This window comes from Streptomyces sp. NBC_01390 (assembly GCF_045040105.1).
GTDB lineage: Bacteria > Actinomycetota > Actinomycetes > Streptomycetales > Streptomycetaceae > Streptomyces.
Genome location: NZ_CP109551.1, coordinates 10,455,323 through 10,475,528, shown reverse-complemented (window position 1 = coordinate 10,475,528; position 20,206 = coordinate 10,455,323). Strand labels below are relative to the sequence as shown.

General features: G+C 70.2%; 19 protein-coding genes. 5 read left to right on the top strand and 14 right to left on the bottom strand.

The features are described from left to right. Window positions 1-45: 45 nt before the first annotated feature. Complete coding sequence (locus OG241_RS46740; RefSeq protein WP_405824817.1) at window positions 46-309, bottom strand: hypothetical protein; 264 nt, start codon at window positions 307-309, stop codon at window positions 46-48. A gap of 125 nt (window positions 310-434) precedes the next feature. On the opposite strand from OG241_RS46740, the gene OG241_RS46735 reads away from it, so the two are divergent. Continuing rightward, window positions 435-1,859, top strand: a complete 1,425-nt coding sequence (locus tag OG241_RS46735) for a lipase maturation factor family protein (protein WP_405824815.1) — start codon at window positions 435-437, stop codon at window positions 1,857-1,859. On the opposite strand, the gene OG241_RS46730 is transcribed toward OG241_RS46735, so the two are convergent. The 8 genes from OG241_RS46730 to OG241_RS46695 all read right to left on the bottom strand — a co-directional run bounded on the left by OG241_RS46730 (window position 1,847) and on the right by OG241_RS46695 (window position 10,013). Then, entirely contained in the window at window positions 1,847-2,683 is an 837-nt protein-coding gene (locus OG241_RS46730; RefSeq protein WP_405826818.1) for an amidohydrolase family protein, read from the bottom strand. The genes OG241_RS46735 and OG241_RS46730 overlap by 13 nt on opposite strands. A gap of 11 nt (window positions 2,684-2,694) precedes the next feature. Then, window positions 2,695-3,009 (bottom strand): L-rhamnose mutarotase, encoded by a 315-nt coding sequence (locus tag OG241_RS46725; protein ID WP_405824813.1) that lies wholly within the window; start codon window positions 3,007-3,009, stop codon window positions 2,695-2,697. Then, on the bottom strand, window positions 3,006-3,989 hold the full coding sequence (locus tag OG241_RS46720) for an aldo/keto reductase (RefSeq protein WP_405826817.1): 984 nt from the start codon (window positions 3,987-3,989) through the stop codon (window positions 3,006-3,008). Before OG241_RS46720 ends, OG241_RS46725 begins: the two co-directional genes overlap by 4 nt. Window positions 3,990-4,137: 148 nt before the next feature. Continuing rightward, window positions 4,138-4,893: an SDR family NAD(P)-dependent oxidoreductase gene (locus OG241_RS46715; RefSeq protein ID WP_405824811.1), complete on the bottom strand. Its 756-nt coding sequence runs from the start codon at window positions 4,891-4,893 to the stop codon at window positions 4,138-4,140. Continuing rightward, window positions 4,890-6,248, bottom strand: coding sequence for an L-fuconate dehydratase (locus tag OG241_RS46710; RefSeq protein ID WP_405824809.1), 1,359 nt, complete (start codon window positions 6,246-6,248; stop codon window positions 4,890-4,892). The genes OG241_RS46715 and OG241_RS46710 overlap by 4 nt, the downstream gene beginning before the upstream one ends. 81 nt (window positions 6,249-6,329) lie before the next feature. Next, on the bottom strand, window positions 6,330-7,352 hold the full coding sequence (locus OG241_RS46705; protein ID WP_405824807.1) for an ABC transporter permease: 1,023 nt from the start codon (window positions 7,350-7,352) through the stop codon (window positions 6,330-6,332). Beyond that, entirely contained in the window at window positions 7,345-8,934 is a 1,590-nt protein-coding gene (locus OG241_RS46700; protein WP_405824806.1) for a sugar ABC transporter ATP-binding protein, read from the bottom strand. Before OG241_RS46700 ends, OG241_RS46705 begins: the two co-directional genes overlap by 8 nt. Next, the gene (locus OG241_RS46695; RefSeq protein WP_405824805.1) at window positions 8,931-10,013 is read right to left on the bottom strand and encodes a sugar ABC transporter substrate-binding protein; all 1,083 of its coding nucleotides are present in this window, start codon (window positions 10,011-10,013) and stop codon (window positions 8,931-8,933) included. Before OG241_RS46695 ends, OG241_RS46700 begins: the two co-directional genes overlap by 4 nt. Window positions 10,014-10,179: 166 nt before the next feature. Here OG241_RS46695 and OG241_RS46690 point away from each other — a divergent pair, with 166 nt between their 5' ends. Beyond that, on the top strand, window positions 10,180-10,917 hold the full coding sequence (locus OG241_RS46690) for a FadR/GntR family transcriptional regulator (protein WP_405824803.1): 738 nt from the start codon (window positions 10,180-10,182) through the stop codon (window positions 10,915-10,917). Window positions 10,918-11,021: 104 nt separating this feature from the next. Here OG241_RS46690 and OG241_RS46685 read toward each other — a convergent pair whose 3' ends face one another. Both OG241_RS46685 and OG241_RS46680 read right to left on the bottom strand, forming a co-directional pair. After that, on the bottom strand, window positions 11,022-12,575 hold the full coding sequence (locus tag OG241_RS46685; protein ID WP_405824802.1) for an alpha-L-fucosidase: 1,554 nt from the start codon (window positions 12,573-12,575) through the stop codon (window positions 11,022-11,024). Window positions 12,576-12,594: 19 nt separating this feature from the next. Beyond that, a complete protein-coding gene (locus tag OG241_RS46680; RefSeq protein WP_405824800.1) occupies window positions 12,595-14,445 on the bottom strand; it encodes a family 20 glycosylhydrolase in 1,851 nt (616 codons plus the stop codon). A gap of 261 nt (window positions 14,446-14,706) precedes the next feature. Here OG241_RS46680 and OG241_RS46675 point away from each other — a divergent pair, with 261 nt between their 5' ends. Continuing rightward, window positions 14,707-16,050, top strand: coding sequence for an amidase (locus OG241_RS46675; protein WP_405824798.1), 1,344 nt, complete (start codon window positions 14,707-14,709; stop codon window positions 16,048-16,050). 15 nt (window positions 16,051-16,065) lie between these two features. Here the strand turns inward: OG241_RS46675 and OG241_RS46670 are convergent, their stop codons facing one another. Next, window positions 16,066-16,563 carry a GNAT family N-acetyltransferase gene (locus tag OG241_RS46670; RefSeq protein WP_405824796.1) on the bottom strand — a complete coding sequence of 166 codons (498 nt, stop codon included), beginning with the start codon at window positions 16,561-16,563 and terminating at the stop codon, window positions 16,066-16,068. Between the two features lie 57 nt (window positions 16,564-16,620). Further along, window positions 16,621-16,794 carry a hypothetical protein gene (locus OG241_RS46665; protein WP_405824794.1) on the bottom strand — a complete coding sequence of 58 codons (174 nt, stop codon included), beginning with the start codon at window positions 16,792-16,794 and terminating at the stop codon, window positions 16,621-16,623. Window positions 16,795-17,196: 402 nt separating this feature from the next. Here OG241_RS46665 and OG241_RS46660 point away from each other — a divergent pair, with 402 nt between their 5' ends. Then, entirely contained in the window at window positions 17,197-17,655 is a 459-nt protein-coding gene (locus OG241_RS46660) for a hypothetical protein (RefSeq protein WP_405824792.1), read from the top strand. Between the two features lie 53 nt (window positions 17,656-17,708). Next, entirely contained in the window at window positions 17,709-18,509 is an 801-nt protein-coding gene (locus OG241_RS46655) for an SDR family oxidoreductase (protein ID WP_405824790.1), read from the top strand. 84 nt (window positions 18,510-18,593) lie between these two features. Here OG241_RS46655 and OG241_RS46650 read toward each other — a convergent pair whose 3' ends face one another. Continuing rightward, a complete protein-coding gene (locus tag OG241_RS46650) occupies window positions 18,594-20,114 on the bottom strand; it encodes an SDR family NAD(P)-dependent oxidoreductase (RefSeq protein WP_405824788.1) in 1,521 nt (506 codons plus the stop codon). Between the last annotated feature and the right edge of the window lie 92 nt (window positions 20,115-20,206).

Sequence of the window (20,206 nt, the reverse complement as noted above, 5' to 3'; positions counted from 1 at the left end):
TTGGCTGATTCTTCGACTTGTCCGACGTATTTCGGTGGGCAACTCTCACTCGCCGAAGCCCTCGCAGGGGTCGTACGGAACATAGGAGCCGTAAGCGGTGGAGTTCTCGTCGGGAATCAGGCCGCCGCCGTCGGGCAGGTCGGGGATCTCCGGGACGGTGTCGGGGCCGATGTCGTCGCAGGAGTCCTGGGCCGTACCGACACCGAGGTCGTCCGGGGACAGGACCTCCGCTCCCGGCGGGTCGCCGTCCCAGCCGCCGGCGAGCAGCGCCGCGGAGAGTGCACAGGCCGTGACAAGGGTTCGGTGCATCCCTCATTGTCTGCGTCGCCCACACGGCGTACGCAAGCCGAGAAGGTCACCCAGCGTCACACTGGAGGAAGAGAAGGAGGGAAAAGGAGGGAAGAAGGAGAGGAGAGGGAGAGGCGGACTGGAGCATGGAGTGGTTCACCGCACCCGACTACTGGCTGAGCCGTCTGCTCCTCCAGCGTGGCCTGGCCTGCGTCTACCTCGTCGCGTTCCTGGGGGCGGCGCTCCAGTTCCGGGCGCTCATCGGCGAGCGGGGCATGCTGCCGGTCCCCCGGCTGGTCGCCCGGCTGCCTTTCGGACAGGCACCGAGCGTGTTCCAACTCCACTACTCCGACCGGTTCTTCGCCTGCTGGTCCTGGACGGGCTGCGCGGTGTCGGTCGCGCTGCTCGCGGGGTTGGACGGGCAACTTCCCCTCTGGGGCGGGATGTTGCTGTGGCTGCTGCCATGGGCGATGTATCTGTCGATCGTCAACGTCGGTCAGACCTGGTACGGCTTCGGCTGGGAGTCACTGCTCCTGGAGACCGGCTTCCTCGCCGTCTTCCTGGGCAACGACGAGGTCGCGCCGCCGGTCGTCGTGCTGTTCCTGCTGCGCTGGATCCTGTTCCGCGTCGAGTTCGGCGCCGGCCTGATCAAGATGCGCGGCGACGCGTGCTGGCGGGAACTGACCTGCCTCGACTTCCACCATGAGACACAGCCCATGCCGGGCCCGTTGAGCCGGTACTTCCACCGTCTTCCGCGGCCGGTGCACCGGATCGAGACGGCCGCCAACCATCTCACCCAACTCGCCGTCCCCGTCCTGCTGTTCACCCCGCAGCCGGTGGCGACGGCCGCCGCGTCCCTGATGGCCGTCACCCAGTTGTGGCTGGTCCTGTCGGGCAACTTCGCCTGGCTGAACTGGCTCACGATCGTGCTGGCACTGTCGGCGGTGCGTCTCCCGGACACGGCCCCCACGACTGTCCCGCACACCCCGCTCTGGTACGAGATCGTGGTCCTGAGCGTCGCCGTGGCCCTGCTGGCCCTCAGCTACCGACCGGTCCGCAACATGCTCTCGCACCGGCAGGTCATGAACCGCTCCTTCGACCCGCTTCATCTGGTCAACAGTTACGGCGCCTTCGGCAGCGTCAGCCGTATCCGGTACGAGGTGATCGTCGAGGGCACGGCCGACGACGTACCGCGCGAGGACTCCGGCTGGCTGGAGTACGAGTTCAAGGGCAAGCCGGGTGAACCAGGGCGCCGGCCACGCCAGTTCGCGCCCTACCATCTGCGGCTCGACTGGATGATGTGGTTCGCCGCGCTGTCGCCCGCCTACGCCGGCTCATGGTTCGGCGCGATGGTGGAGCGGCTCCTGGAGAACGACCCCGACACGCTCCGGCTGCTGCGCCGCTCCCCGTTCCCGCCCGACGCGCCCCCGCGCTTTGTCCGCGCCCGCCTCTTCCGGTACCGGTTCACGACCTTCCGGGAGCAGCGGGCGACGGGTGCGTACTGGGAGCGGGTGTACGTACGGGAGTTCATGCCGCCGACGCGGCTGGCCGGGCCGGTTCAGAGGCGGTAGACGCGGGTCGCTGTGCCCGCGAAGACCTGCTCGCGTTCGTCCGTGTCGAGGGAGGCGGTGAACTCCTGGGCCAGGGACATCACTTGGCCGTAGGACGCGGCGAGCGTGCACACCGGCCAGTCCGAGCCGAACATCAGCCGGCCGGGGCCGAACGCCTCCAGCGCCGTGTCGGCGTACGGCCGCACGTCCTCGGGCGTCCAGGAGGCGTGGTCCGCCTCGGTGACCAGGCCGGAGAGTTTTCCCACCGTGTTGGGCAGGGCGGCCAGGGAGCGGAGGTCCGAGGCCCAGGGTTCCAGCGTGCCGGAGGCGATCGACGGCTTCCCCAAGTGGTCGAGGACGAAGGTGAGTTGCGGCAGTGACTGGGCCGCCTCGACGCATGCGGGCAGCTGGTACGCAAGGACGATCAGGTCGTACACCAGGCCCGCCTCGGCGACGGCGGCAAGGCCCCGGCGCACGTCGGGGCGCAGCAGCCACGCCGGATCCGGCTCGCCCTGAACCTGGTGGCGGATCCCCTTCAGGTACTCGCCGCCGGGGAGTTCACGCAGCCTGGCCAGCTCGTCGGCGATGTCGGCACGAGTCAGGTCCGTCCAGCCGACGACGCCCGCGATCGGCTCGTACCGCGCCGCCAGCGTCAGGAACTCCGGGGTCTCCTCGGGCACCGTGACCGTCTGGACGAGGACCGTACGGCCGACTCCGGCCGCGCGGGCCTGCGGCGCGAGGTCCTCCATGGTGAAGTCCCGGCGCAGTGGGCTGTCCTCGGCGATCCAGTCCTGGTCCCGGACGGAGAGGTCCCAGACGTGATGGTGGGCGTCGACCGCTCCCATGACCGGGAAGCTCACGGCAGCTCCCAGACGACCGGCAGCCCCGAGTCCGCACCCTCGGTGGAGTAGTCGTGCACCACGTCGAGGAGTTCGGCCATCCGTGCCTGCCAGGCCACGTTGACCGGCAGTTTCTCCAACTCGGCGAGGAGGCGGCCGTAGTCCTCGCACTCCAGGACGTGGAAGAGGTCGGTGCCGCTGCGCCAGATCGTCCAGGAGGTGGCCCCGGCGGCGCGGATGGCGTCGGTCAGCTCGACCGGCACCTCACGGTGGGCGGCGTCGTACTCGGCGACGCGGTCGGCGCGGACCCTGGTGTGCAGGGCGACTCTCATGACGGCTCCTGGGACGGCTCGTCGGCGGACAGCAGGCCGGTGTCCTGGAGCTCCTGCCAGAAGGCCGGGGGCACGGACACGGTGAACTGCTCTGCGCAGTCGCGGACTTCGGCGGCGGAACGGGTGCCGACGAGGACCCCGGCGACGGCCGGGTGGGCCGCGCAGAAGGCGAGCGCGGCGGCGCGCAGCGTGATGCCGTGGCGGTCGGCGACGGCCTTCATGCGCAGGGCGCGGTCCAGCAACTCACCTGAGGCGGTGGTGTAGTTGTAGGTCGCTCCGGGCCTGGGGTCCGCCAGCAGACCGGAGTTGAAGGCGCCGCCGATCACCACGGACTTTCCGCGTTCGACCGCGGCGGGCAGGAGTTCGGTGAGCGCGCTCCGGTCGAGGAGCGTGTAGCGGCCGGCGCACAGAACCACGTCGACGTCCGTGTCCCGGACGAAGCGGGTGAGCATCCCGGTCTGGTTCATCCCCGCGCCGATGGCGCGCACGACGCCTTCCGAGCGTAGTTTCTCCAGCGCCGGATAGGCCTCGCCGAAGGCCTCCTCGGCGTGGTCGTCGGGGTCGTGGAGGTAGACGACGTCGACGTGGTCGACGCCGAGCCGCTCCAGACTCGCCTCCAGGGTGCGGCGCACGCCGTCGGCGCTGAAGTCCCAGACCCGGGTGTGGGTGGCGGGGACCGCGAAGCCGTTGGCGAGGTCGTCGCCGGCCGGGGTCTCGGCGGGCTCCAGGCGTCGGCCGACCTTCGTGGAGAGGGTGTACGCCGAGCGTGGGTGCTCGCGCAGGGCCGCGCCGAGGCGTCGTTCGGAGAGGCCGATGCCGTAGTGCGGTGCGGTGTCGAAGTAGCGGATGCCCGCGTCCCAGGCGGCGGACACGGCGTCGTGCGCCTGTTCCTCGGTGACCTCGGTGAAGAGGTTGCCGATGGCGGCGGCGCCGAAGGCCAGGCCGGTGATCTCGACGCCGCTGCGGCCCAGCGTGTGCACCGGCATGGGCGCGGGTGCGGAGCCGGGGGCGCTCCCTGGCGTGCTGTTCGGCGTGTTCACTCGGATTCCCTCACGTTGTCCGCGCCGGTCGCTCCCGCTGACCGGAAGTTCTGCTGGAGGTCCCGGGGCTGTCCTCCGGGAAATGCGGTCACCGGCCGGCCGGGCGCAGCCGCAGGCCCTGCATACCGCCGTCGACGGCGAGTGCCGTGCCGGTGGTGGCGCCGGACAGGGGGCTCGCCAAGTAGGCGATGGCGCCCGCGACTTCGGCTGCCGAGACCAGGCGGCCGGTGGGCTGGCGGGACTCCAGCGCGGTGCGTTCGGCGGCGGAGTCGGGGGCCGCGTCGAGGAGGCGGCCGACCCAGGGAGTGTCGACCGTCCCCGGGTTGACGCAGTTCACGCGCACTCCCTCACGCACGTGATCGGCGGCCATGGCCAGGGTCAGCGAGTACACGGCGCCCTTGGTGGCGCTGTACAGGGCGCGCTGCGGCAGGCCGGCCGTGGCCGCGATCGAGCAGGTGTTCACTATGGCGGCGTGCGCCGAGTTCCGCAGATGCGGCAGTGCGGCGCGGGCGACACGGACCATGCCGAGCACGTTGACGTCGAAGACGTGGTGCCATTCCTCGTCGTCGTTGTCCTCGACGGTGCCCTGGGCGCCGATGCCGGCGTTGTTGACGAGGATGTCGAGGCCGCCGAGGTCGGCCACGGCCGCGGCGACCGCCTCCCGCACGGACGTGTCGTCGGTGACGTCCGCCTTGTGTCCGAGCAGCGGTTCCTCGACCGACGACGGGTCCAGGTCGAGGACGGCGACCCGGGCGCCGCGCGCCGCCAGCAGTTCCGCCGTCGCCCGGCCGATGCCGGACGCGCCGCCCGTGACCAGCGCCTTGAGACCCTCGAAGTCGGTCATGCGGCCTGCCCCTTCTCCTTCGCCAGGTCGGCGGCCCAGAAGGTGCCGCCGGGGAACGTGAACTCCGCGATGGACTCCGGCCGCATGGTCGCGGAGAAGCCCGGCGCGGTCGGTGCCAGGTAATGACCCTGCCTGATCACCACGGGGTCGAGGAAGTGGCCGTGCAGATGATCGACGTACTCGATGACCCGGTTCTCGGTCGTGCCGGCGAGGGCGACGTAGTCGAACATCGACAGGTGCTGGACGAGTTCGCACAGGCCGACGCCACCCGCGTGCGGGCAGACGGGGACGCCGAACTTGGCGGCGAGCAGCAGGATGGCGAGGTTCTCGTTGACACCGCCGACGCGGGCCGCGTCGATCTGCACGATGTCGAGGGCGTCGGCCTGGAGGAGTTGCTTGAAGACGACGCGGTTCTGGACGTGTTCGCCGGTGGCGACCTTGACGGGTGCGACGGCCCGGCGGATCGTGGCGTGGCCGAGGATGTCGTCGGGGCTGGTGGGCTCCTCGATCCAGTACGGGTCGAACTCGGCGAGCGCCTTCGTCCAGCGGATCGCCTCGTCGACGTCCCAGCGCTGGTTGGCGTCGATCGCCATGCGGATGTCGGGGCCGACGACGGCGCGGGCGACCCGGCAGCGGCGCATGTCGTCGTCGAGGTCCGCTCCGACCTTCAGCTTGATCTGCGTGAAGCCGTCGGCGACGGCCTCGGCGGCGAGCCGGGTGAGCTTCTCGTCGTCGTAGCCGAGCCAGCCGGCGGAGGTGGTGTAGGCGGGGAATCCCGTCGCCAGCAGCTCGGCCGTGCGTTCGGCGGCGCCCTCCCGGCCCCGGCGCAGCAGGTCGAGGGCTTCCTCGGGGGTGAGCGCGTCCGTGAGGTAGCGGAAGTCGACCTGCCGGACGAGCCACTCGGGTTCGGCCTCCGCGAGCAGCCGCCACAGCGGCTGACCTGCCCTTTTGGCTGCGAGATCCCAGACGGCGTTGACGACGGCGCCGATCGCCATGTGCATCACGCCCTTCTCGGGTCCGAGCCAGCGCAGCTGGCTGTCGCCGATCAGGTCGCGGTTCAGGGTGCCCGGGTCCGCGCACAGCTCGTCGACGGACCGGCCGATCACATGACCGCGCAGCGCGTCGATCGCGGCGACCTGGACCTCGTTGCCCCGCCCGATGGTGAAGGTGAACCCGTGCCCCTCGTGCCCGTCGCCGGCGTCGGTACGCAGCACGACGTAGGCCGCCGAGTAGTCGGGGTCGGGGTTCATCGCATCGGAGCCGTCGAGCTCCCGCGAGGTGGGGAACCGGATGTCGTAGGTGTCGACCGCGGTGACGCGGGCGGAGGGGCCGGGGGGACCGGGGGTCGGGGACACGGGATGCCTTTCGTCAGTGGCAGGGGCTCCACCAGGGGAACCTCAGGGGTACGTCAGGTACGTCAGGGGTGTGGCTCGGGATCAGTCCTGCGCACGTCCTGTCGTCAGACGGGCGATCATCAGCGCCACCAGGATGATTCCGCCGTAGATCGCCTGGATCCAGAACGACGGCACCTGGGCCAGAGTCAGCAGGTTCTGCACCACACCCAGCAGGAGTACGCCGGTCAGCGCACCGAACATCGTGCCCTTGCCGCCGTCGAGGCTGATGCCGCCGATGACGGCCGCCGCGAAGACGGTGAAGATCATGTTGTTGCCCTGGTTGGCGCTGATCGCGCCCACATACCCGGTCTGCATGATCCCGCCGACGGAGGCGAGCACACCGGCGACGACGAACACGCCGAGCATCACCCGTTCGACCCGGATTCCGGCGGCCCGGGCCGCGTCCGCGTTGCCGCCGATCGCGTACAGAGCACGGCCGACGCGGTGGTACTTGAGGACGAGTCCGGCGACCGCGAAGCAGGCCCCGGCGACCCACACCGACATGGGGACGTTGAGGAAGGTGGTGGTGGCGAGGGAGTAGAAGGAGTCGGGCATGCCGAACAGGGTCTTGCCCTTGGTCGCGCCGACGAGCAGCCCACGCAGCACGATCAGCATCGCGAGGGTCACGATGAACGCGTTGAGCTTGAACTTGACGACCAGGATGCCGTTGAACGCGCCGATCACTCCGCCGACGACGAGGATCGCCAACAGGGCCAGTACAGCAGGCAGTTCGGTCCCCCACCCGGACTGTGCGACCGGCAGCACGAGCAGCGCGCCGACGGCCGGGGCGATGCCGACGACCGACTCCAGGGAGAGGTCGAACTTGCCGGTGATGAGGACGAGCGACTCGGCCAGCACGACCATCGCGAGTGCGGCGGAGGCACCGAGGATCGAGATCAGGTTGCGTTCGGTCAGGAACGAGTCGTTGACCACCGTACCCAGCACCATGAGCAGCAACAGAGCCGGTACCAGGGCGAGTTCGCGCGCGCGGCGCAGCAGTACGGTCTTGGCCGAGCGCGGGTCCGGAGCCCGAACGGGCGTGCGCGGCACCTGCATCTCAGTCATCCCGGGCCTGCTCTCCTCGGCCGGGGGTCCGGGGGTCGTCCCCCGGGGAGCCGCTGTAGCCATGGTCCACTCCTTCGATGGAGGCGATCAGCTCGTGGTCGCGCCAGCCCGCCGGATGTTCGGCGACGACGCGGCCGTGGAAGAGGACGAGGACGCGGTCGCAGCGGCGCAGGTCGTCGAGTTCGTCGGAGACGACCAGGACCGCGGTGCCGTCCTCGCTGGCGCTGTCCATGCGGGCGAGGAGGGACTCCTTGGACTTCACGTCGACGCCCGCGGTGGGGTTGATCAGGACGAGCAGCTTGGGGTCGGAGGCGAGCGCGCGGGCCATGACGACCTTCTGCGCGTTGCCGCCGGACAGGTCGGACACCGGCTGGTCGGGGCCCTCGGTGTGAATGTCGAGACGGTCGATGAGGGCGGCGGAGAAACCGCGTTTGCGGGCCTCGGACACGAAGCCGTACCGGCCCAGACGGCGCAGCACGCTCATGGTGGCGTTGTCGCCGACGGTCATGCCGGAGACCAGTCCCTGTTCGTGCCGGTCACGCGGCACACAGGCGACGCCCGCGGTCAACGCCGCCTGCACATCGCCGAACGGCAGCAGTCCGCCGTCGAGCCGGGCGCTGCCACTGGTGGGTGTGCGCAGTCCGGCGAACGACTCGGCCAGCTCGATCTTGCCGCTGGCGCTGGAGCCGGCGAGCCCGACGACCTCACCCCGGCGCACGGTCAGGTCGATGTTCTCGTACGCCGGTGAGGTGAGCCCCTCCGCTGCCAGCAGCACCGGCGCCCCGGGCTCGACTCCCTTGGGGGTGAAGGCCTGTTCGGCGATCGACTCGCCGGCCATGGCCTCCACCAGGGCCTGGCGCGGAAGGTCGGCGACGGGTGCGGTGATGATCCAGCGGGCGTCGCGCAGGACGGTCACCGTCTGGCACACCTCGTACACCTCCTGGAGGTGGTGCGAGATGAACAGGAAGGTGACGCCGGAGTCCTGGAGTGCGCGCATCCGGCTGAAGAGCCGGTCGATCTCCCGGCTGTCGAGCTGGGCGGTCGGTTCGTCGAGGACGATGAACCGGGCGCCGATGCTCAACGCCCGTGCGATCTCCACCATTTGGCGGTCCTCGACCTTGAGGTCGGAGGTGTGGGCCTCCGGGTCGACGTGGACGTCCCAGGTGTCGAGGAGTTCGGCGGCCTCGGTGCGCAGCCGACGCCAGTTGATCGCTCCGCCGCGGCCGGTCGGCTGCCGGTTGATGAAGAGGTTCTCGGCGACCGTCAACTCGGGGACGACAGTGGGCTTCTGGTAGACGCAGGCCACCTTGGAGCGCCAGGCGTCGCGGTCGGCGAGCGGGGGCGCGGGCCGGCCGTCGAAGCTGACCGTGCCCTCGTCGGGTGCCTGGAGGCCGGTGAGGATGGTGACCAGGGTGGACTTTCCGGCGCCGTTGCGGCCGACGAGGGCGTGCGACTCACCCGGCAGGACGGTGAGCCGACCGCCCTGGAGTGCGGTGGTGGGGCCGTACCGCTTGGTGATGTCGCGCGCCTCGACGAGCGGTACGGCGGGGGTGTCCGGGTTGTCCCGTGGCTGGCTGTTCATCCGACCGTGTTGCCCCAGAGCGCGGTGTCGTCGACGTTGTCCTTGGTGACCAGGGGCGCGGGCAGCTGGTCCTCCAGGATGCCGCTGGGCAGCTTGACGATCGTGGAACCGTGGTCGGTCGGGCCCGGCTTGAAGGTCTTTCCCTCCATCGCGGCCTTGATGTAGAACATGCCGTACTTGGCGTAGAGGTCCGCGGGCTGCGAGACGGTCGCGTCGATCTCACCCTTGCGGATGGCGTCGAACTCCTGCGGGATGCCGTCGTTCGAGACGATCGCGATATGCCCGGGCTGGCCGGTCTTCTTCAGCATCCCCTTGGACTTCAGGGTCTGGAGGGTGGGCGCCAGGTAGACACCGCCGGCCTGCATGTAGATGCCCTTGAGGTCCGGGTTGGCGTTGAGCAGCGTGTCGAGCTTGGAGGCCGCGGTGTCCGACTCCCACTTGGCCGGGATCTCCAGCACCTTGAGCTTCGGGAACTTCGCCTTCACACAGGCCCGGAACGCCTCCGACCGGTCACGGCCGTTCACCGACGCGAGATCGCCCATGATCTGGACGACCTTGCCCGAGGTGATGTGCTTGCCGAGGTACTCGCAGGCCTGCTCGCCGTACGCGACGTTGTTGGCGCGTACGACCATGGCGACCTTGCCCTTCTCGGGCGCCACGTCGACGGCCACGACGGGCACGCCCTTGCGTTCGGCCTGGTCGAGCCCCGCCTCGATGGCGGCGCTGTCGAGAGGCGCGACCACCAGGCCCTTCACTCCCTGGTTGAGCTGGTTGTTGATGTCGGTGATCTGCTGAGCGGGGTCGCTGTTGGAGTTGACGGTCTTCAGCGTGTCGACGCCCTCGGCCTTGGCCATCTTCGGTACGTAGTCGTTGTACGCCTGCCAGAACGGCGACGTGAGCAGCGGCAGGATCACTCCGACCTTGCCGGTCCCGTCACCGCTGTCGCCACCCGAGGCGACGCTGTCCTTGGTGCTGCCGCAGGCGCTGAGCACCAGACCGGCACAGGCGGCCACAGCCACCGCGCCGACGGCCCTCGTCGTGCGTCGCCTCTTCGGATTCCCCACTGTTCTGTCGAACATCTGACAGCTCCTCATTGAGCGTGATCGAGCGGATGCCCGCATATTTATCAGACCACTTCCAGGTTAGAACACCCCACAGGGCCAAATTTTCCTCGATTCAGCCAGTAGTGGTCCGACCAACCTGCTGGTTAGACTGCGGCGGCACCCGGCGACAGGAGGACACGGCGTGGACGAGATCCCGGCCGTCAGCACAGCGGCCGCCCCGCAGAAGGGCTCCGTGACGCAGCGCGCCATCGAGCAGATAAAGGCGATGATCGGCGAGGGCCGCCTGGAACCCGGGCAGCGACTGCCCACGGAGCGCGATCTCGCCGTCCGGCTGGGCATCTCGCGCAGCTCGATGCGGGAGGCGATCCGGGCGCTCACCGTGATGGGCGTCCTGGAGGCCCGGCACGGCTCGGGCATCTACGTGACCCAGCTGGAGGCCGGCGATCTGCTGGAGACCTTCGGTGTGGTCGCGGATCTCTCGCGGGGCCCGCGACTGGCCGAGCTGCTGGAGGTCCGGCGCATCCTGGAGTCGACGGCGACCGCGCTGGCCGCCGCACGGATCACCCCGGACCAGCTCGCGAAGGTGGAGAAGCACCTCACGGCGATGAACGCCACCGACGATCCCGAGGAGATCCTCGCCCACGACCTGGCCTTCCATCGCGAGATCACCGCCGCGGCCGGCAACGACAGCATGGCGGCGATCCTGGAGGGCCTCTCCTCCCGCACCTTCCGCGCCCGTGTCTGGCGCGCCTACCAGGAAGAGGGCGCGTTCACACGCACACGGCGTGAGCATGCGGCGATCCACCGTGCGCTCGTCGCCCGCGACCCGGAGGCGGCCCGGGCAGCGGCGGCGGCGCACGTGGGCGAGGTGGAGCAGTGGTTGCGGGGCCAGCCTGACGTTCCACTGGGGAGGCCGTGATTCGTCCGCGGGTCCGGTCGGGGCTGGTCGCGCCCCGCGGCGGAGCCGCAGATCGTGACGGCCCGCGCCCCTCGCAGGGCGCGCGGGGCGCCCCGCCACGATCGTCAGCCCTTCGCGGACCTGTACAGCCCGAACTCCGCGATCCGCACCTCCGAGCGTGACCGTGTCACCCGGACCCGCCACCGCCGGGCCCGGACCGGTGCCGTCAGCAAAAGGATCCGGCTCGCACCGACGGTGCCCGCCCCTGCCACCCGGGTCCAGCGGCCCCCGGTGAACGCCTCGACGACGAAGTCCTCGACCTGCTGTCCGTACCGAATGTCCTCCGCGAGCCGAACCCGGTCCACCTCCCGCTCCCTGCCGAGGTCGACGGTGACGGTCCCCGGAGTCCGTGTCACCTGAGCCCCGAGCGTCAGGTCGGCCGGCAGCTCCCGGTCGACGCGCTCCCGGAACTCCCGTAGCCGGGTGACGTCGGAGGCGGCGAGGCGGCCGTCCGTGTCCGGCGGGACGTTGAGAAGGAGTACGGCGTTGCGGCCGACCGAGCCGAAGTAGATCTCGGTCAACTGGTCGACAGTCTTGGGCTGTTGGTCGGCGTGGTAGAACCAGCCGTCCCTGATCGACACATCGCACTCGGCCGGCCACCACTGGACGTAGTCGGCCACCCCACGAGCCGCGACGAGCGCGTCCCGGCCGCCCATGTCCGCAGCGTCGTACGAGAGCGCGAAGTCGGTGCGGCCGTAGTCCTTCTCGGTGACCGGTACGACGCTCCACTCGTTCTCGCGCGCCAGGCCGCCCTCGTTGCCGACCCAGCGGACATCGGGGCCGGAGACTGCGATCGTGGCGTCCGGGGCGAGGGTGCGGACGAGGGTGTACCAGCTGTCCCAGTCGTACTTCTCGACCTTGTCCGGCGGGATGCGCCCCTGGGCGCCGTCGAACCAGACCTCGTCTACGGGCCCGTACTCGGTGAGAACCTCGTAGAGCTGGTCGAGCATATGGGCGCCGTAGTCGGTGGCGGGGAGGGTGAACACCGGGCCGTCCGGCCGGTCGTCGTTTCCGACCGGCGTCGGGATGGTGTGCTCGGTGCGCGCGCTGCCGTTGGCGTAGACGCCGTGCAGATACTGGTTCTCGTCGGCCGGGGAGATGTACACACCGACCTTCAGCCCGTACCGCCGCATGGAGTCGGCGAACGAGCGCAGTACGTCGCCCTGGCCGCTTCTCCAACTGCTCGATGCCACCGAGTGGTTGGTGTACCGGGAGGGGTAGAGGACGAAGCCGTCGTGGTGCTTGACGGTGAGAATGGCGAGCTTGAAGCCGCCGTCGCGCAGGGCCCGCGCCCACTGGTCGGTGTCGAGGCCGGCCGGCTGGAAGACGTCCGGGTCCTCGTCGCCCGTGCCCCATTCGAGGCCGGTGAAGGTATTGACGCCGAAGTGCAGGAACGCGGTCCGCTCCAGCCGCTGCCAGGCGATCTGCCGTGCGGTGGGCCGCACTTGGGATGCCTTGCGGACAAGGACCTCGGCGGAGTCGGTGGGGCCGACGGGGATACGGAACACCGGCTCATCCGCGACCGGAGCCGCTGCCGGGGCGGCGAGGGCCGCCGAGGTGCCCCTGGAGGCGGCGATCGCGGCGGCCGCCGTGACGAAGAGACGTCTGGAGACTGTCATGGGGGAACGACTCCTCGGGTCAGTTGGCGGTGGTCAAGTGCCAGACAGCGGGCGGGTGTTGGTCCGGCGGGTACTGCACGAGACGACCGTCGTCGGTCACCCGCACCGCCATCCGTGTGATCGCGCTGACGAGGTGGTAGCCCCCTGCGGACTGCTCCAACTCCCAGCGCTGCAGGGTGTTCGCGGCGTCACAGGCCTGCGCGGTGAGCTCGACGCCGGGCTGGAGCGGGGTGTTGAGCGTGAGCTTTCCGCCGCGCACCTCCAGGCAGCCGTCGCCGGTGCGCAGGGTGACGTATCCGTCGGGTGTGCGGCGCACCTCGGCGGTGAGGGAGTCGGCACCCGCCGCCGTGAAGGTGTACGTCCCGTCCGTGACCGGCACCCGGGTCAGGTCCCGCCAACCGGGTGCGTGCCCGACGGCCGTCCCCCGCGCGGTGAACCGGGCGTACGTGGCGTCGGGATGCGGATCGCCCCAGGTGGCCTGCGCGAGCTGCCGCAGCGCCGGGCCGGTGTCGACGGCGACCTCGTTCTCGGTCTCGCCGCGCCCGTTGTCCGGCCAGAGGCTGATCTTCGCGCCGGTGATGCCCTCGCTGGTGGCGAGCTTCTCGCCCTCGAAGCTGCGCGGGTCCCAACTCTGGTCGTACAGGCCCTTGGTGTCACTGTGGAAGCCGCCCCGGACGAGATACAGGGCGTAGGCCGCGTTCATCAACGGGTAGCCCTGGGCGCGGAGTTGGCTCGGTTTCACGGCCACGTTCAGCCAGTGCTCGACCGTGGTGCCGACGGTCACCGGCACGGTGTTGGCGCCGGTGAGCCCGTCGTTCCAGATGCGCAGCTTCTTACCCTTGGCGGCCAGGTGGGCCTGGACACGGTTGACGAAGTCGATGAAGGCGTCCTGGGGTGTGGCGTTCGCCCCGAACCTCTCCCGGGCGTACCGGAGCATCTGCGGGTACTTGGCGAAGTCGGAGCCGAGCATGTACTCGTCGGCGCCCATGTGCCAGGAGCGGCCGGTGAACACCTGCGCGTACTCGTCGATCAGGCTCGTGTAGTAGTCGAAGGCGGCCGACTGGGTGATGTCGAGCCTGCTGGTCTGCTTGGCGCCGTCGGAGTCGGTGAGCTGGAGATCGGGGCGGTTCTCGATCCAGGGGTCCATGTGGCCCGGGGAGTTGATCTCCGGGATGATCTCCACGTGGTACCTGTCACCGAGGGCGACGAGCCGCCGTATCTCGTCCTTGGTGTAGTAGCCCCAGGTGTTGGCCTCGGGGTGGGTGTCGCTCTTCACCTTGAGTTCCAGGAGCAGCTGGTTGAGCTTGTGGTACGCCATGTCGCGTACGAGGTTCTCCAGCCACCCCGTCGAGATGTGGATGTAGCAGGCGCACACGCCGACGCCCCGTTCGGCGTACCGGGGTACGTCGACCGTGCGTCCGGCGGGGATCCGGTCGCCCTGGGCAAGGAGCTGGAGCAGGGTACGGGTGCCGTAGAAGGCGCCGCGCTCGGTCGCACCGGTCACCGACAGCCGTGCACCCGCCCGGAGTTCGTATCCCTCGGCGCCCAGTGCGGTCCGCCCCGGAGCCACGTCGATAACGATGTCACCGGCATGCGCACCGCCGCTCACCACGGGTACGGTGCCATGGCCCGCCTCCCTCAGATCGTCGGCGAGGGTGTCGGCGACTCTGCGCTCGGGCACGGAGTCGGCGACCAACCTGGCAGAGCCGAGGTACCGGTAACTCCCCTGCTCCGGCGTCCAGTTCGCGAGGGCCGGCACGGTGACGGGGACGCTCGCCGCAGCGGTGCGCGCGACGGCCGGGACCGGGGCGGCCAGCAGCAGCAAGGCCACCAGCACACCCAGAAGCCGACCTCTTGGATACCTACTCATCTGGAAGCTCCCATTCATCGGAGGTGTGATGATTGAGCGCACCCCAAAGGCTGTCAATGGGGCCCGAAGCCATGACAGTTGGGCCAGTGATCGGATGACCAGCGGCTCCACGTCGGAACCTGGCGGCCCGCACGCCAGAAAAGTCCAAGCGACCCGGCCCGAATGTCCAAGCTCGACGACACTCGACGGCCCCTGTACTCACGAGTAGCCTCATCGCCTCACGCGTAGCACGATGTGTCGTATCCACCCCGAGGAGCCCCCGTGACCAGCTGGGCCGGCCGTACCGCCGTCGAGATCGCCGCCGCCGTACGCGAGAAGCGCGTCACACCGCGCGAAGTCGTGGCCGAGCATCTCGCGCGCATCGAACTGCTGGATGCTCGCGTCGGTGCGTTCCGCCGGCTGCGGGCCCAGGAGGCGCTGGCCGAGGCGGACGAGGTGGCGGGCCGCGCGGACCTGGCGGACCTCCCGCTCGCGGGCGTGCCCATCGCAGTGAAGGACAACCTGGGCGTGCGCGGCGAGTCGACACGGCACGGCTCCCCCGCGTCGCCGGACACCCCCGCCGACCACGACCACATCACCGTGGCCCGGCTCCGCGCGGCGGGCGCGATCGTCGTCGGGGTCACCAATGTGCCCGAGCTGTGCATCTGGGGCACGACGGAGGGCCCGCTCGGCACGGCCCGCAACCCCTGGGACACCACCCGCACGGCGGGCGGTTCCTCGGGCGGCAGCGCCGCGGCCGTCGGGGCCGGGATGGTGCCGATCGCGCTGGGCAACGACGGTATGGGCTCACTGCGGATCCCCGCCGCCAACTGCGGTGCCGTCACCATCAAGCCGGGCCTCGGGGTCGTCCCGGCGGGCATCGGCAACGGCGACTGGTTCGGCATGTCGGAGAACGGCCCGCTGGCGACGACGGTCGAGGACGCCCGCCTGATGCTGTCGGTCCTCGCGGACACGGAGTTCGTACGGTCGGACGCGCACGCCGGCCGCAGGATCGCCCTCTCCGTCCGCAGCCCCATCGCCGGCGTCACCATCAGCAGGCCGTTCACATCGGCCGCGCGTGAGGCCGCCGCGCTGCTGGACAGCGCCGGTCACGAGGTGCGGCCCGCCGACCCGCCCTACCCGCTGTCGATCGGCGTCACCTCGTTCACGCACTGGACGGCGGGCACGGCACGGGACGCGGAGGGCTTCGACCGGAGCGGACTGAGCCGGCGCACCCGGGTCCACGCGGCCGTCGGGCGCCGGTTCGTCGGGTACGTCGAGCGGGGGCAGCACAAGGAACAGCTCCGCCGGCGCCTGGAGCCGTTCTTCGCCGAGCACGACGTGCTGCTCACCCCGGCACTCGCCCGGCGTTCGCCCGCCGCGGCGGCCTGGCACGAGCGGGGCTGGCTGCGCAACGTCCTCGCCAACACGAACTACTCGCCGATGACGCCCCCGTGGAACCTGACGGGCTGGCCGGCGATGGCCGTACCGTTCGGCACCCTGCCCTCGGGCGCGCCCTGCTCCGTACAGCTGGTGGGCCGCCCGGGCTCGGAGGCCGTACTCCTCGACGTGGCCCAGCAGTTGGAGGAGCTCCACCCCTGGCGGCGAACGGCCCCGCTCGCCTAGAAGCGGTGGAACCGCTCAGTCGCCGAGGGCCTTGTGCATGATGTGCAGGCCCACCCGGCCGTGGCGGGGATGGTCGAACGCGTCCGGCACGGTACCCAGGATCGTGAAACCGAGCGAGGTCCACAGCTTGACCGCGGGGTTGGTCTCGACGACGGCGTTGAAGACCATGCCCCGGTAGCCGTGGGCCTCGGCCTCGCTCAGGACGTGTTCGGCGAGGGCTCGGCCGATGCCACGGCCGCCGCAGTCGGGGTCGACCATGAAGCCGGCGTTGGCGACGCGGGCCGCGGGACCGCCGTAGTTGGGGGTGAGGAACGCGGAGCCCACGACGGCTCCGGCACTGTCCTCGGCGACGTACACCTGCTTGGCCGGGCTCATCCACAGGTCGCGGGCCGCTTCCTCGGAGGTGTCCGGGGCCCAGGCGTAGGTCTCGGCGGCGGCGACGACGCGGTGCCAGAACGGCCAGATCCGGGGCCAGTCGTCGGCCGTGGCCCGCCGGATCTCTGTGCTCAGCATGGGCGCAAGTCTGGCACGCCCATGCTGACGGCGATCTCTGCAGGTCCTGTCGGGGCGTCAGTCGACGCTGGGCAGGATGTGGGGCTCGGCGAGGTCGTCCTCGTAGCCCGCCAGGCGGATCGGGGCCGACCTGGCCCACACGTCGAGGCTGCCGAGCCGGTCGCTTCGGTCGCCGGGGGCCGCCGTGCGTTCTTCAGGGCCTTGTTCGAGATCCGTCTTCTTCGGTGTCACCGCGCACTCCTTATGTGTCGGTCACCCTCGGGACTTCGGGACCAGTCTGATGCCGGCCGCTCCACATCCACTCGGGTCTGGGTCGAGAACAGTCAGGACGCGGTGGCGCCGGTAACGGACCGTGGGTGTGGGTGGAACCCAGTCGTGCTGCCCGTCCGCACCAGTATTAACCAAATGAGCGGGCGCCCGCTCGATGGGGTGAAAACAAGGAGTAAAGAACTCAAGTCGCTCAGTGTTCATTGAGCCATAATCTGCGGTTGTTTGTAACGTTGAGAGCGTTTTGCGCATCACTCGTACGGCTCAACCGGCAGTTCAGCTTCCGTTGGCCCGCGCGCAAGTCGGCCATGGTCTGCTGCCGACGGCAACGGCTGGTCCCGCGGTGGAACTCGGGAGGACTGACGTATGGAGCTGCGCGGCGTCGAGGAACTGATGGATCTGCTGCACGCCTGCCGGGGCACCCCGGCGCACGACGGCGGCACCTCCGGTCCGGTCGACCTGCACGAGCACGCCCTCCAGACGGCTGCCCTGCTGCGCCGAAGTCGCCCCGCCGACAAGGAACTCCAGGTGGCGGGCCTGGTCCATGTCATCGGCCGGCTCCTCGTACCCGGCGCCCCCACCCGGCACGCCCGGTTCGCGGCCGACGCCGTCCGGCACCTGCTCGGCGAACGGGTCGCCCGCCTCGTACACGACAGCCCGCACGCCTCGGACCTGGACCCGCACACGGAAGCCGACACGCTGGCCCTGCGCCAGGCGGACGAGGCCGGCCGGGTCCCGGGCTTCGACGCGGGGGTCCTGGAGGACTGGCGCACCCTGCTGGAGCTGGTCGCGGAGCAGCACTCCCGGCTGGGCGCAGTCGACTGACCCCCTGGGTCCAGGGGCTGTTGGCTGACGGTCCGTCATGAGACGGTACGCGGATGACGTCGCCGTACGGACTTGAGGGGCGGGTCGCCCTGATCACCGGGGGCACGCGCGGGATCGGGCTGGCCGTCGCCCGGGCGCTGACGCGGGCGGGGGCGCGGGTGTGTGTGACGGCCCGCGACCCGGACGGGGTGCTGCGGGCCGCCGAGGAACTCGGTGGGGTCGGGCTGGCGGGCAGTGTCGCCGATCCGGCACACCTGTCGGCGTTGACCGAGTTCACACTCGACGCGTTCGGGCGGCTCGACATCGTCGTGAACAACGCGGCAACCAACCAGCCCTACGGCCCGCTCATGGACGCCGACCCCGACATCTGGCGTGCGGCGTTCACCGTCAACGTCGAAGCCCCCCTGCGGCTGACGCAGTACGTGTGGCGGGCGTGGATGCGCGAACACGGCGGCACCGTGATCAACATCTGCACGGAGGGCGCCACGCATGTCGGCCCCCACGTCGGCGCGTACGGCACCAGCAAGGCCGCACTCCTGCACCTCACCCAGCAGCTCGCGGGCGAACTGGCCCCGAAGGTACGGGTCAACTCGGTCTCCCCCGGCCTCGTCCGCACGGAGATGGCCCGCTTCGTGTGGGAGCCGGGCGAGAAGGAAATCGCCACAGGCCTACCACTCGGCCGAATCGGCGAGCCCGAGGACATCGCCCGAGCGGTCCTCTGGCTGGCCTCGGACGCGGCGGAATGGGTAACGGGAACAGACCTACTGGTGGACGGCGGAACCCGAGTACGCCCAGCACACCCGGCAGCGACACAAACGGTTCATGACCACATGCGGCTGCACAAACCCACCTAGGGGCGCGGGGCTGTGTCGATATGCGGCTCCGCCGCGTGGGCGCGACCAGCCCCCACAGCCCCGCAGACGCACGAGGACGCCCGCCTACCACTTCCCGGGCGCGTAGTCCTTCATGAAGACCCCGTACAGATCCTCCCCCGCCTCACCCCGCACGATCGGGTCGTACACCCGCGCCGCACCGTCCACAAGGTCGAGCGGCGCATGAAACCCCTCGTCGGCCAAGCGCAGCTTGTCGTAGTGCGGACGCTCGTCGGTGATCCACCCCGTGTCGACCGAGGTCATCAGAATCCCGTCCGCCTCGAACATCTCCTGCGCACTGGTCCGCGTCACCATGTTCATCGCGGCCTTCGCGGCATTCGTGTTCGGATGCCCCGCACCCTTGTAGCCGCGGCCGAACACGCCCTCCATCGCGGACACGTTGACGACGTACGCGCGCTTGCTGACCGCCTCGCGCGCCGCCCCGGACATCGCCGGCCGCAGCTTGCTGATCAGGATGAACGGCGCCGTGTAGTTGCACAGCTGGGTTTCGAGGAGCTCCACCGGGGAGATCTGCTCGATGGTCTGCACCCAGGTGTTGGTGTCGACGACGTCGGGCACGAGACCGCCCGCGTCGATGGCCGTGCCGTCGAGGTGCCGGGCGACGCTGGCGTTGCCCGCGACCAGGGCGAGATCCGCGACCTTCTGCGCGTCGAGGCCGCTGATGCCGACGGGCAGCGCGGTCAGTCCGTCGACCGCGCCGGAGTTGAAGGCGCCGATGACGTGGTGGGCGGGCAGTTCACCGGCGGGCAGCGGAGCGCTCTCCGCCTCGACCAGCGCGGCGTACGCGGAGGGCAGCCGGCGTACCGTCTGGGTCGCGTTGTTGATCAGGATGTCGAGCGGGCCCTGTGCGGCGATCCGGTCGGCCAGGGCCACGACCTGCGCGGGGTCGCGCAGGTCGGTGCCGACGACCTCCAGGCGGTGCAGCCAGTCCCCCGAGTCGTCCATGGCCTTGAAGCGGCGGATGGCGTCCTTGGGGAAGCGCGTGGTGATCGTGGTGTGCGCGCCGTCGCGCAGCAGCCGCAGCGCGATGTACATGCCGATCTTGGCCCGGCCGCCGGTGAGCAGCGCGCGCTTGCCGGTGAGGTCGGTGCGGGCGTCGCGGCGGGAGCGGTTCTCGGCGGCGCAGTTCTGGCAGAGCTGGTGGTAGAAGTAGTCGACCTCGACGTAGCGGGCCTTGCAGGTGTAGCAGGAGCGCGGGCGCTGGAGTATCCCCGCGATCTTGCCCTCCTCGGTCACCGACGACGGCAGGATGCCCTCGGTCTCGTCGTCGATGCGCTGGGCGGAGCCGGTCGCCGTGGCCTCGGTGACCGCCTTGTCGTGGGCGGTCTTGGACGCCCGGCGCTCCTGACGGCGGCGCTGCTTGACCGTGCGGTAGACGCCGGCGGTGGCGCGGCGCACGGCGATGGCGTCGGGGTGGTCGACGTCCAGCTTGTCGAGTTCTTCGAGCACGCTGAGGCAGACGGCCATGCGCTCGGGGTCGATGCCGGGACCGTAGGAGACGTCGACCACGCCGGCCACGTCGTCCATGCCGTCCACGGCCGTCGGGCCGTCCTCTGTCACCGTCATCGCGCTGCCGTTCCCTGGGTCGCCCTCGCGGCGCTCGACCGCGCCGGCTCTCGAACAGGCGATTTTACGGAAGCCCGGGCCCAGTCACCAAA